The sequence below is a fragment of the Cryptosporangium aurantiacum genome (assembly GCF_900143005.1).
Taxonomy (GTDB): domain Bacteria; phylum Actinomycetota; class Actinomycetes; order Mycobacteriales; family Cryptosporangiaceae; genus Cryptosporangium; species Cryptosporangium aurantiacum.
On record NZ_FRCS01000018.1, the window covers coordinates 1 to 12,680 of the forward strand.

At 69.5% G+C, this 12,680-nt stretch carries 12 protein-coding genes; 1 reads left to right on the plus strand and 11 read right to left on the minus strand.

Features of this window, described 5'->3' with window-relative positions:
• The first annotated feature begins 499 nt into the window (after positions 1–499).
• Positions 500–1,738, plus strand: coding sequence for an arginine deiminase (locus tag BUB75_RS36595; RefSeq protein ID WP_073264056.1), 1,239 nt, complete (start codon positions 500–502; stop codon positions 1,736–1,738).
• Between the two features lie 10 nt (positions 1,739–1,748).
• Here BUB75_RS36595 and BUB75_RS36600 read toward each other — a convergent pair whose 3' ends face one another.
• The 11 genes from BUB75_RS36600 to BUB75_RS36645 all read right to left on the minus strand — a co-directional run bounded on the left by BUB75_RS36600 (position 1,749) and on the right by BUB75_RS36645 (position 12,431).
• Positions 1,749–2,735 (minus strand): DUF5926 family protein, encoded by a 987-nt coding sequence (locus BUB75_RS36600; protein WP_425430915.1) that lies wholly within the window; start codon positions 2,733–2,735, stop codon positions 1,749–1,751.
• On the minus strand, positions 2,633–4,183 hold the full coding sequence (locus BUB75_RS36605; RefSeq protein ID WP_143175647.1) for a sensor histidine kinase: 1,551 nt from the start codon (positions 4,181–4,183) through the stop codon (positions 2,633–2,635). Before BUB75_RS36605 ends, BUB75_RS36600 begins: the two co-directional genes overlap by 103 nt.
• Positions 4,184–4,219: 36 nt before the next feature.
• Positions 4,220–5,083, minus strand: coding sequence for a glycerophosphodiester phosphodiesterase family protein (locus BUB75_RS36610; protein WP_073264060.1), 864 nt, complete (start codon positions 5,081–5,083; stop codon positions 4,220–4,222).
• A gap of 104 nt (positions 5,084–5,187) precedes the next feature.
• Entirely contained in the window at positions 5,188–5,535 is a 348-nt protein-coding gene (locus tag BUB75_RS36615) for a rhodanese-like domain-containing protein (RefSeq protein ID WP_073264062.1), read from the minus strand.
• A 44-nt stretch (positions 5,536–5,579) separates the two neighbouring features.
• Positions 5,580–5,723, minus strand: coding sequence for a hypothetical protein (locus tag BUB75_RS45800; RefSeq protein ID WP_178380077.1), 144 nt, complete (start codon positions 5,721–5,723; stop codon positions 5,580–5,582).
• Positions 5,724–6,441: 718 nt separating this feature from the next.
• Complete coding sequence (locus tag BUB75_RS36620) at positions 6,442–7,629, minus strand: LCP family protein (RefSeq protein ID WP_084742156.1); 1,188 nt, start codon at positions 7,627–7,629, stop codon at positions 6,442–6,444.
• A 139-nt stretch (positions 7,630–7,768) separates the two neighbouring features.
• Entirely contained in the window at positions 7,769–8,746 is a 978-nt protein-coding gene (locus tag BUB75_RS36625; RefSeq protein ID WP_073264064.1) for a UDP-glucuronic acid decarboxylase family protein, read from the minus strand.
• Between the two features lie 172 nt (positions 8,747–8,918).
• On the minus strand, positions 8,919–10,628 hold the full coding sequence (locus tag BUB75_RS36630; RefSeq protein ID WP_073264066.1) for a solute symporter family protein: 1,710 nt from the start codon (positions 10,626–10,628) through the stop codon (positions 8,919–8,921).
• Positions 10,625–11,002, minus strand: a complete 378-nt coding sequence (locus tag BUB75_RS36635; RefSeq protein ID WP_073264069.1) for a DUF485 domain-containing protein — start codon at positions 11,000–11,002, stop codon at positions 10,625–10,627. Before BUB75_RS36635 ends, BUB75_RS36630 begins: the two co-directional genes overlap by 4 nt.
• A gap of 134 nt (positions 11,003–11,136) precedes the next feature.
• Positions 11,137–11,697 (minus strand): DoxX family protein, encoded by a 561-nt coding sequence (locus BUB75_RS36640; protein WP_073264071.1) that lies wholly within the window; start codon positions 11,695–11,697, stop codon positions 11,137–11,139.
• A 29-nt stretch (positions 11,698–11,726) separates the two neighbouring features.
• Positions 11,727–12,431, minus strand: coding sequence for a class I SAM-dependent methyltransferase (locus BUB75_RS36645; protein WP_073264074.1), 705 nt, complete (start codon positions 12,429–12,431; stop codon positions 11,727–11,729).
• Positions 12,432–12,680: the final 249 nt, after the last annotated feature.

Genomic DNA, 12,680 nt, shown 5'->3' on the forward strand with positions numbered 1-12,680 from the left:
AAGGAACCATCAACCCACCAAACGATGGGCCGAGGGTAAAACACTTGGCACTAACTTTTGAACACACTGTTGAGTTCTCAAACAACACACGCGCACCAGACCCGCCCGCCAAGGCTTTGCTGGGGCTTACTTCTTGTGATTGGCTGCACTCGGTCGGATTCGCGTTTCGCTGGACTTTCGCCCGCGCCGCTCCGCCCGCAGCAACCCCTCCAACTTAGCTCGGTCGGTCTCGCTCTGTCAACCCGGGGACTTTCGAGAAGTTCCCGGGCTACTTGAGCAACCGCCCGGCGGCCCTTCCACCTACCTGCGTAGGTTTCCGGCCCGCGTCGCGCTCGTGAATCTTTCGATCCGCTCGCGGCGACGGGTTGAACTTTAGGCAGGGGCCGTAGCGATCTGCAAATCGGCTGGTCAGCGGGCTGCGTGGGGTTTCTGAGGCTCCTGGGGCGCCGTTCCGCTCGAACCCGAGGGTGGAATTGAGGGGCCTGGGTAACCTTCCCGCGTGTCAGACCTCGAACGACCCCAGTCCTCGACACGGCGCCCGTACGTCGATAGCGAGGTGGGCCGGCTTCGCACGGTCATGCTGCACCGGCCCGGCCCAGAGCTCCGGCGCCTCACCCCGCGGAACAACGGTTCGCTCCTCTTCGACGGCATCCCCTGGGTCGGAAGAGCGCAGGAGGAGCACGACGCGTTCGCCGAAGCGCTCCGCTCGCACGACGTCGAAGTGCTCTACGTCGACCAGCTGCTCGCCGAGGCGCTGGCCGATCCGGGCGCTCGCAAGGAGATCTCCGAATCGCTTCTCGGCGACCGCCGGTGGGGCGACACTCTCCGCAAGCGAGTGGCCGACCACCTCGAAGAGCTCGACGCCGAAGCCCTCGCGGCGACCGTGATCGCAGGCCTCGCGCACGAAGAGCTCCGCAACGGATCCGGGCTCACGTACCGCCTCATGGACCAGCACGACTTCGTGCTCGAACCGCTGCCGAACACGCTGTTCACCCGGGACTCCAGCGTCTGGGTGCGGGACGCGTCGGCGGTGACCAGCATGGCCATGCCCGCGCGCCTCCGGGAGAGCACGATCACCGGGACGATCTACCGCTGGCACCCGCGCTTCGCCGGATCCCCCGCGCTGTACGGCCGTGACCTCGAGCCGCTCGAGGGCGGCGACGTATTGCTGCTGGCGCCCGGCGTCGTGGCCGTCGGTGTCGGCGAGCGCACGACGCCGGCTGGCGCGGAACGGCTGGCGAGCAGGTTGTTCGCCGACGGCGAGGCAAGCACGACGCACACGGTGCTGGCCGTCCCGATCGCGCAGCAGCGAGCCACGATGCACCTCGACACCGTGTGCACGATGGTCGACCTGGACGCGGTCGTCGCCTACCCCGCGGTGGCCGACACGCTCGTGGCGTATCGGCTCACCCCGGGCTCCGACGGCGAGCCGACGGTGAGCGGGCCGGTCCCGTTCCTGGCAGCCGCGGCCGAGGCGATGGGCCTCGACCGGCTCCGCGTCATCCCGACCGGCCTCGATCCGGTCACCGCCGAACGCGAACAGTGGGACGACGGCAACAACACGCTCTGCATCGCGCCGCGGCTGGCCGTGGCGTACGAGCGGAACGTCGAGACCAACGCCCAGCTCGAAGAGGCCGGCATCGAGGTGATCCGGATCCCCGGCAGCGAACTCGGATCGGGCCGGGGAGGCCCCCGGTGCATGTCCTGCCCGATCGTCCGCGACCCGCTCGGCGGCTAGGCGGCCACGTTCAGCGCAGCGTCAGCTGCCGGCCGCGCAGGCCGTCCCTGGCCCGCCGCTCGGCGGCGTTCAGCGGCTCGGTGACCGCGACCGCGTCGGCGTATCGCTTCGCGAGGTCGGCCAACGGCTGCTCGTACTCGGCCGGCTCCGGGTCGCGCGGCAGGTCCCAGACCGGAGCGAGGAGACCGTGCGCGCGGAACGCACCGACGTACCGGCCGGTCGATCCGAGCGCGAGGTCGCCTGCGGCCTGCAGCCGGGCGAGCGCGTCCAGTGCCGTGTCTTCGGGCTCCGGCAGGACCCAGCGCAGGTGCGCCTTCTCCGTGACCTGGCACCAGTACGCGGCCGGCGCCGAGGGTACGGCGACGGTCGGCAAGATCGAGGAGTTCGCCTGTTCGAGGCTGGCCGAGACCTCCGGGTCGTCCGGCCGCGGGTCGTCCAACCAGTAGTCGAACGTCGCGTGCACGGTCACGTCGAGGCGGCCGTCGTCAGCGAGCAGATCCTGGAGCCGCGGGCCGGGCTCCGGCAGACCGGCGGCCCCGACGTAGTTGCCGGGCTCCACCCGGAGCGCGTCCTCGAGAACCGCGGCCAGGTCGCGGCTCAGGTCACCGGACCGCGCAGGCATCTGGACGGACAGGAAGATCCGTCCGTCGGGCTTGACCAGCGCCGGAAGAGCCATCGGGAGCACCGTGGTCAGGACCACCGGGCGGTCGGGGTGATCGGCGAGGGCGAGGGGCGCGGTCGCCGCAGGCACGAGTTCGCGCAGGGCGACCCACTCGGCCTCGGTCGCCAGCCCTTCGAACGGACGCCCGACGAACACATCCCTGGTTTTCTTCTCCCGACGTCCCCGCTTACCCACGACCACTCCTCGCTGCCGACACCTCGGTCGGCTGGAGCCTACGACGCCGGTCCCTCCGCTGTGGGGCGTGGATGGTCGGCGCGGCGCAGACGAACCTCGACCACCGAGCCGCCACCGAGGCGTGGCCGCAGCGAAACCCATCCGCCCTGCCGGTCGAGCAGCTGCCGGATGATGTAGAGCCCGAGCCCGACGCCGCCGAATCGCCGCTGGTCACCGCGGTCCACCTGCCAGAACCGCGCGAACACCGACTCGGCCTGGTCCGGTGGCACGCCGACGCCACGATCGGCGACCCGGAACCAGACCGCCGAGACGTCGGCACCGGCACTCACCTCGATGTCGCCACCGTCCGGCGAGTACTTGTACGCGTTGGTCAGCAGCTCGGTGACGATCGTCGGGATCGTGTCCGGCTCGCCGATCGCGGCCGGAAGTGTCGCCGGGATGCGGGCGCGCAACCGGTGGCCGTCCTCGTTGGCCGGAGCGGACGCCAGCGCGCTCGCCAGCGCGGTGCGGACGTCGAAAGCCTGGGTCTCGGGCCGGGTACCGCCGGCCCGGTCACCGCTGAGCAGCCGATCGACGAGCGCGGCGAGCTGTCTGGTGCGGGTGCCGATGACCTCCGCGGCCGAGCGGCGTCCGACGTCGTCGAGTTGGTCCCAGCGGGTCACCAGAGTGTCGGCGTAACCGCGGATGATCGTCAGCGGCGTCCGCAGTTCGTGGCTCGCGGTGGCGAGGAACAGGTTCTGCGCCTCGTCCTCGCGTCGGCTCTCGCTGACGTCGTAGAACGTGACGACGCGGCGGGACGCGTCGAGGGCTGCGCACCGCGCCTCGATCCAGCGGCCGTTCTGCAGCCGGTGTTCGCGCACCTGGCCGGGCACCGGCACGGGAAACGGAAGCGGCTGGTTGAGCATCTTGTCGGTCGCGCCCTCGGTGATCTCCTCAGCGGCCGGGTTCCAGGCTTGGATGAGCCCGCCGGCGTCCACGACGGCGACCCCCTCGGGCACCGCAGCGGCCACCGTGCCGATCGGGTCGGGCAGACGGTCCGGGCGGATCACCGCGAGCGCGCCGACGCCGGCCGCGAGGCACTCCAGCACTGCTCGCTCGGTGCGCAGCTGCCCGTCCCGCGGGGACTCGATCGCCACCGCGAGCGCGCCGAGCGGCCCGAAGCGGCGGACCACCCTGGTCATCAGGATCCATTCGCAACCGCGTTCCCGAAGATCTTCGCGAAGGACGGGCGTCGCGTCGGCCCAGCCGAACTCGATCGTGCGGTGCGGCCCACCGAACAACCGGGCGAACGACGAGCCGGACAACGGTAATCGCCGACCGGTCAGCCAGCTCACCGAGTCACTGGTCGCGACGGCTCGCATCGCGCCCGGCTCGGCCAACAGGAAAGCGGCGCCGACGCCGCCGACCAGCTGCTCCAGCGCGTCCATCACGCGGCGGAGGGCTGGCACTTCCACCGGCCCGCCTGCGACGTCGTCGAGGATGCGAGTGATCGCCGTGAAGGCGTCCGCGGCGTCGAGCGGCGGGAGGCCCCTTTCGAGCGGCGGCAGGCCTCCGCCTCCCGGCTGCGCTCCCACGGTCTCGTCCGGCACGGTCCCATCGAACACCGTGCCGGCCAGAACCGGCAGTCAGACCACTCGTTCGAGATGGCTGAGCAACCGGGCGGGCCGGTTGGTCGCGATCATGTTCGCGCCCAGGTCCATCACGAACTCCATGTCTTCGGGCTCGTCCACCGTCCAGACGTAGAGCTGATTACCGGCGGCGTGGATCCGTTCGGCGAACCGCGGCCGCGACCGCAGCACGTGAACGCCCGGGCCGGCGATCGTCGCGCCGAACGGCAGCGTCCCCTCCCGGTACAGCCGGGGTAGGCCGTCGAAGAGCAGCACAGCCGGCAGCGACGGCGCGAGTTCCCGCAGCCGCCGCACGGCCATCGGCGAGAACGACATCACGACGACGGGGGAGGAGGCGACCTCCGGCGTCGCCCGGTCGGGGACCAGACCGAACCGGCGCAGGCTGGCGACCAAGCGCTGCTCGACCAGCCCGCCCCAGCGGGTGGGGTGCTTGGTCTCGACGTAGAGCTGCACCCGGCGGCTCGAATCGACGAACAGCTCGAGCAGACGGTCGAACGTCAGGACCCGGCGCTGGGCGTCGCGGATCTTGTCGTCGTCGACGATCGGCTGCCGGTAGTCGCGGTCGCGGGCAGCCGCGATCAGGTCGTCCGCCGACTCCGGCAGGTCGACTTTCCAGCCGCCGAAGTCGAGCGAATGCAAGTCGTCGAGCGAGCGGTCGCTGACCGCACCGCGCCCGTTGGACACACGTTCGAGCCTGCGGTCGTGGACGCAGACGAGGTGACCGTCCCGGGTCAGGCGGACGTCACACTCGAGACCGTCGGCACCCTCGGTCAGCGCCTTCTCATAGGCGGCCAAGGTGTGCTCGGCGAGCAGGAACGAGGAACCTCGATGGGCCACGACCAGCGGGCCGTCGGAGTGCACGGCCGAAAAGATAGCGGACAGCCGGGACGCAAGTTGCGGGTGGTCGCAAACACCGAGTCACACGTTGGTGAACAGATAGCGACCAAACGACGCAAACGAAGCGTTCAGAGCACCCGAGCGGGGAGACCGGTGTCGGCGACCACCGGACGTCCGGAGGCCTCCCAGGCGAGCATTCCCCCGTCGAGGTTCGCGACGTTCTCCCAGCCCTGGGCGGCGAGATACGCGGCGACCTGCGCGGAGCGTCCACCCACACGGCAGACGACGATGACCTCCCCGACGGTCGGCACCTCGGCGAGCCGCGCCGGGATCTCTCGCATCGGGATGTGGTGGGCGTGCGGTGCGTGGCCCGCGTCCCACTCGTCGTGCTCTCGGACGTCGAGCAGATAGACCTCGTCGGAGAGCGAGTCGGGCGTGACGTCCGGGACTTCAGCGGGGAGCGAGGGCTGCACCATGCCGACAATGATCCCGAATTCCGGTCACGGGTGGGAGGCCGGGGTCAGCGCTGGATCAGTTCGTTGCCAGTCGAGCGGGTGTCGGCCTGCTGGTTGACCGCGTACGCGGCACCGAGCCCTCCGAACCCGACCAGCACCAGCACCGCGCCCAGAACCAGGCAGACCTTCGTCCACATCGGCAGGCTCATCGGGACGCGTGCCTGCGGGCCCGCAGCGGCGAACGGCGCAGGAGTAGCGACCGACACGCGAACCGGCGGCACAGCCACCCTGGCCGGGGAAGCCGGCACCCGGGCCGGCGAAACCGGGCGGGCGCTACGAGCGACCGGACCGCGCTGCGCGGGGAGCGGTGCCCTCTGCGCGGGGAGCGGTGCCCCCTGGGCGGGTAGCGGGGCCCGCTGTGCCGGAACCGGCGCCGCTGCGGCGGCGACGGGCTCGGGCGACCGTCGCTGCGACGGGATGATCGCGGTCTGCGCTCCGTCAGAGCTATTGACGGACATAGCCGGAAGGAACCCGGTGTCGGCCGACGGCGGCTTGATCCGAGGGATCTTGCCCGTCTTCCGACCACCCGCGGCCCGACGAAACTTCGGGTCCTCGGGTTTGACGAATAGAACTCCGGTCGGCGTATCGCCGTTCGCGTGCCTACCCACGATGGCCTCGGCGCGTCCTCTCAGGCGACTGTCAGGTGACTGTCAGGACGCGGATACTGTAACGACTAGGGCCCGGCCGGGTGGAGTTTCTGCCTAGATTGTTGGCGGTTAGCGGGACACGACGATGCGAACGACCGAATTGTCGAGTCGTTCGGTTGATTAGTTGAACCATCCGCCGTTGGCATACGTGCGGCCCGGTAACTACGAGCGACGGCCCGCCGAGCGATTCGGCGGGCCGTCGTCGACGTCGAGCGGGTCGTCAGCGCCCGCTGGTGACGTTGTTGCCCGGGTTGGCGGCGAGCCAGTCGGCCACGTTGTCCTTCTCCACCGCGCTCCAGAGCTCGACGGCCTTCTCCTTGTCGGAGACCACGACGCTCTGGCCGTCGACCGTCTGCGAGCCGAGGTGCGGGGAGGTCACGAACGCGAGGTCGCCGGGGCGCAGCCCACGGAACTCCAGCGCCATGTCCTTGAGCGAGAACGCGTTGTCCACGGTGAGGGACGTCGTCGCGGCGTCCAGGAACTTCTTGAGCTTGACCGGGTTGGTCAGCGTCCCGGAGTCGGTGGCCTTCTGCATCAGCGCCCGGAGGAAGATTTGCTGGCGCTGGACGCGGTCGAAGTCGCCGCGCGGGAGGTTGTACCGCTGGCGGACGTAGTCCAGAGCGGCGTCGCCGTCGAGGTGGTTCACGCCGGCCTTGAACGTCCGCTTGCTGCGCGGGTCGTAGACCGTCTTGTCGACGGTGACGTCGACGCCGCCGAGCGCCTCGGTCATCGCTTTGAAGCCGTTGAAGTCGATCTTCGCGACGTGGTCGATCTTGACGCCGGTGAAGTTCTCGACGGTCTTCACGGTCAACGGGATGCCGCCCCAGGCGAACGCCGCGTTGATCTTCGCCCTGGTACCGCCGTTCCCGTTCAGCTCCGGCACGTAGACGTAGGTGTCACGGGGGATCGAGATGATGTAGGCCTTGGAGTGGTCAGCCGGGATGTGCAGCAGCATGATCGTGTCGGCGCGCTCGTTCTTGACCTCGCCGCTGTTCGGCTCGGCGTTCGGGTCGTACGCACCACCGTCACGGGAGTCCGAGCCGAGCACCAGGATGTTCTGCGTCCCCTCGACCGACTTGCTCGGCCGCTCACCGAGGCCGGAGAAGGCGTCGGTGCGGTTCAGCTTCTCGTCCAGGTTCGTGACGTAAGCGATCCCACAGCCGGCCACGAGCAGCGCGATCAGTGCGACCACGCCGCCGACCACGAGCGCGATGCGGCCCCACCGCGGCTTGGTCTTCCGCGGGCCGGTCGTGCCGTACGTCGTCCCCCGGGTGCTCGTCCCCCGGGTGCCGTACACGGTGCCGCCCGCGCCGCTGGGTTTGGTCGCGGGGGGTTGGGTGCGCGCCACAGGGTTCGCTCCTCGCTCTGGGGGGTCGTCGTCCGCCGTCTCGTCGGGGCCGGACAACATTCAGCGTATCGACGGTCGTCTAGCGAGACTGTCGTGACGACAACTGTCCACCCGGGCACCCGAGCGGTCACTTATCAGTGTTTTCGCAGGTCAGAGCAGGGTTCGATGAGCTGGGGTCGGAGAACCGACAGCGGGGCGGTCAGGCGGGCGACGCGGAGGCCTCGGCGGTGTGGGCGGTGAACCACTCGAGCGTCCGCCCCAGTCCTTCGGCGGGACCGACCGACGGGGCGAAGCCGAGCAGCTCACGGGCCCGGGTCAGATCGGGTCGACGCAGCTCAGGGTCGTCGGTCGGGCGGGGGAGGAAGCTGATCGTCGACCGGGAGCCGGCCAGCTCGACGATGGTCTCGGCCAGCTCCCGCATCGTCAGCTCGTGTTCGCTGCCGAGGTTGACCGGGCCGGGCTCGTCCGAGTCGAGCATCGCGATGATGCCGTCCACGAGGTCGGAGACGTAGCAGATCGACCGGGTCTGACCGCCGGTGCCGTGCACCGTGATCGGTGCGCCTGCCAGCGCCTGGGAGGCGAACGTCGGGATCGCCCGGCCGTCGTCGGGCCGCATCCGCGGCCCGTAGGTGTTGAAGATGCGGACGATGCCCGTATCGACGCCGTGAATGCGGCGGTACCCGGCGGTCGCTGCCTCGGCGAACCGCTTGGCCTCGTCGTACACCGCGCGCGGACCGATCGGGTTGACGTTGCCCCGGTACGTCTCCGGCTGCGGGTGCACCTCGGGGTCGCCGTACGCCTCGGAGGTCGACGCAAGCACAAAACGAGCGCCCTGCTCGCGCGCCAGCTCGAGGCAGTGGAACGTCCCCGCGGAGTTGACCTTCATGACCTCGAACGCGAGCTTCTCGAAGTCGGTCGGTGACGCGGGCGAGGCGAAGTGCAGCACCGCGTCGAACCGGCCGCCGACCGGGAGCCCGTCGATCACGTCGGCCTCGACCAGCGTGAATCGAGGTTCGTCGGCGAGGTGCGCGATGTTCTCGCGGCTGCCGGTCAGGAAGTTGTCGACGACGACGACTTCGGCGCCGCGCGCGAGCAGCGCGTCGCAGAGGTGGGAACCGACGAAGCCGGCACCGCCAGTCAACAAGATCCGGTGACCGGTTCCGTACCGCTGTGCCATCTGCGTGCGACCGCCCCGCGTGTGTCGGCTGTGGTTCCGGCAAGGGTACCCAGCCCCGCCCCGCCATAGACCCGCAGCCCGCAGTCGACATCACTCCGGAACACCACGGTGGCGACGTCCCACCCTCCCGGACGAGGGGTGGAGCGCCGCCACCGGGCGGGGAAGCCTCCTGTCAGACCGCTCCGGACCCGGTCAGGGACCGGACCTCGAGCTCGGCCCACTTCTCCTTGTCGTGTTCCTTCGACAGGTACGTACCGATGATCGCGCAGGCGAACCCGATCGGAATCGACACCAGACCCGGGTTCTCCAGCGGGAACCAGTGGAAGTCGACGTCGGCCGGGAACAGCGACAGGCTCTTGCCAGTGACCGGGTTGACGCCCTTGCCGGACACCACCGGCGAGAAGAACACCAGCACGACCGCCGCGATCAGACCGCCGTAGATGCCCGCGGTCGCGCCCGCCGTGTTGAATCGCTTCCAGAACAGCGAGAGCAGGATCGCCGGCAGGTTCGCCGACGCCGCTACCGCGAACGCCAGCGCGACCAGGAACGCGACGTTGAGCTGCTGGGCGAAGATCGCCAGGACGATCGAGACGCCACCGATCACGAACGCGGCGATCTTGGCGACGTTGACCTCCTTCCGCTCGTCCACCTGCCCACGCTTGATCACGTTGGCGTAGAAGTCGTGGGCGAGCGAGGAGCTGGAGGCCAGCGTCAGACCGGCGACCACCGCGAGGATCGTGGCGAACGCGACCGCCGCGATGATCGCGAGGAGCACCGCACCGCCGCCGTCACCCGCGATGTCCCGACCGAGTTCCTCGGCCAACTGTGGGGCCGCGGTATTACCTGCGGCGTCCTGGGCAGCGATCGCCTCACCACCGACGAGCGCGGCCGCGCCGAAGCCGAGCGCGAGCGTCATCAGGTAGAAGATGCCGATCAGCGTGATCGCCCAGTTGACCGACGTCCGGGCGGCCCTGGCCGTGGGCACCGTGTAGAAGCGGATCAGGATGTGCGGCAGACCCGCGGTGCCCAGCACCAGCGCGAGGCCGAGGCTGATCAGGTCGAGCTTGCTGGTCAGCGTCTTTCCGGCATCACCGGCGGTTTCGACGCCGTAGCGCAAACCAGGTTCCAGGAACGCGGTGCCCTTACCGGACGCCTCGGCCGCCTCGCCGAGCATCGTCGAGATGTTGAAGTTGAACTTCCACAGCACCAGGACCGTCATCAGCGCGGCGCCGGTCATCAGCAGCGCGGCCTTGACGATCTGGACCCAGGTCGTGCCCTTCATGCCGCCGACCGTGACGTAGACGATCATCAGCGCGCCGACCAGGATGATCGTGACGATCTTGGCGGTGTCGGCGGTCATCCCGAGGAATGTCTCCCCGGACTTGATGCCGAGCAGCAGCGCGACCAGCGCGCCGGCGCCGACCATCTGCGCGAGCAGATAGAAGATCGAGACCACGATCGTGGAGAGCGACGCCGCGGTCCGGACCGGTCGCTGCCGCATCCGGAACGACAGCACGTCCGCCATCGTGAACCGGCCGGAGTTCCGCAAGGGCTCGGCGACCAGCAGCAGCGCGACCAGCCACGCCACCAGGAAGCCGATCGAGTACAGGAAGCCGTCGTACCCGTAGAGCGCGATGATGCCGGCGATGCCGAGGAACGACGCCGCCGACATGTAGTCGCCGCCGATCGCCAGCCCGTTCTGGAAGCCGGAGAAGCCGCGTCCGCCCGCGTAGAAGTCGGTCGCGGTCTTCGTCTGCCGGCTGGCCCAGATCGTGATGCCGAGCGTCGCGGCGACGAACAGCAGGAACAGGACGATCGTCAGCGTCCGGGCGCCGGAACTCGTGCCGCTCGCTTCTGCGGCGAGAATCGCACCGGTGTTCATTTGGCCGCCCCAGCATCTCCGGCGGCCGCGGCGTCGAGTTCGGCCTTGATCTTCTCGGCCAGCGGGTCGAACCGCTTCGCGGCGTACCGCGAGTAGAGCCAGGCGATCAAGAACGTCGAGACGAACTGCAGAACACCGAAGAAGAAGGCGACGTTGAGGTTGCCGACGACCTTGGCGTCCATGAAGCCGCGCGCGTAGGCGGAGAGCACGACGTAGAGCAAGTACCAGGTCAGGAACGCCGCGGTCATCGGGAAGATGAAGCGGCGGATCGTGCGGCGGAGTTCGGCGAATTCCGGACTCGCCTGCATCGCGAGCGCGCGCGCAGCGCGTTCGTCAGGGGCATCGGCGTCCGTCGAATGGACATCGGTGGACATGCGGGCACCTCCCCGGGTGATCGTGCCCGCACGCTAAGCATCCTTAACCGGTCCGGACCCTGTCCCGGTCGCTCGCTGCGACGAGCGGTCGGGACTCGGCGCTCAGTGGCGTTCGTCACAGCGCCAGGCGGTATTTAGACGGGCAGCTTCTCCCGGGCCAGCTTGGCCGCGTGCTCGCCGGACTTCCGGGCGGACTTCGCGGCGTGGCCGGTCGTCTTCTTGGCCGACTTGGCCGCGTGTTCGGTCGCCTTACGGGCGTCCTTCGCGGCACGTCGAGCGCGCCAGGAGAGGCTCGGACGGCCCTCGGTGTCGACCGCGGCGAGCACCAGGCCACCGAGCACGGCGAGGTTCTTCTCGAACTCGGCGCGCTGCCGGGCCTTGGCCTCGGGGGTCGCGTCCGCGGACTTGTGCGGCAGGATGCCGCCTGCCGGCACCAGCGAGCCGGCGAGCAGCAGCGCCGAGAGGCGCGGCGCACGGCCGGTGGCGAGCGCGACGCCGGCCAGGATCTGGACGGCTGCGGTCGCCCTGACCACGGTGGCCGGGTCCTTCGGGATGGACGGGAACTGGTTGGAGACCCGCTCGACGAGTGGCCGGACGGCGTCCGCGGATTCTTCGGGGTTGCGAAGCGCCGCGTAGCCCCCACGGACGAACGTGTAGCCCAACAGCGAGCGGGCAGCGAAGCGTACCGGTGTCATAACCCGTTAGATGCCCGCCCAGCGGATATCTAACGCGCCGTTGCGACGAACAAGCCCGTGTCGGTGGTGAGTCGGAAGGCGCCGTCGCGGTCGATCACGGCGACGACCTCGGCGCGGATCTCCTGGGCGTGGGCGGCCGAGAGCTGCGCACCACACACCATCGTCAGCAGCCCCATCACCGCGTCCGGGTCGAGCAGCCGGAACCCGTCCGAGAAGCGCTCCAGCCGCACCCCGGCGAACCGGTCGGCCAGCACGAGTGCCCCGTTGCCCAGGTGGAACCGCGGCACGTCCAGCGGACGCCAACCCTCGACCCGGCCAGCCAGCAGGCGGTCGAGCTCGATCAGGTGGGTCGGGCCGTCGGCGGCGATCACGATCGAACCGCCCGGCCGCAGCACCCGGTCGAACTCCTCCAGCGCGGGCGCCGGGTCGTCGAGGATCTCTAGCAGGTGGTTGGCGACCACGGTGTCGAACGCGGAGTCGCCCAGCGGCAGGTCCGCGAACTCTCCCTGGGTGACCGTGACCTGCGGAGCGCCGTCGACCGCGTTGCGCAGCTCGGTCACGACGTCCGGAGAAAGGTCGGTCAGCCAGACCCACCAGGCCATCGGCAGGCGGTCGTAGTTGTAGGTCCAGAGCAGACCCGCGCCGGCTCCGACCTCGAGCACCGCTGCGACGTCCGGCGTATGGGCCAGGATGCGGTCGAACAGCCAGCCGTACCACGGCAGACCGGCGGTCACCGGGTCATGTTGAGCGCGGATGCCTTCGGACAGATGGGAACGGCCGGTGCGCCGCACGGATCCACCCTGGGTGGCATCGCGGAAACGGTGCATTGTCCCCGTCCTCTCCGGGTCGCGCGCTCACCACGACATTGGATGCCTCGGGTATAGCGTCTGTTTGCTGCCGTTCGGAAGAGGTTCCACCGTACTGAGGCCACCATTTTGAGGTCCGATCGGCCCTCACCGGAACTGATCAGCAATAACGCTACT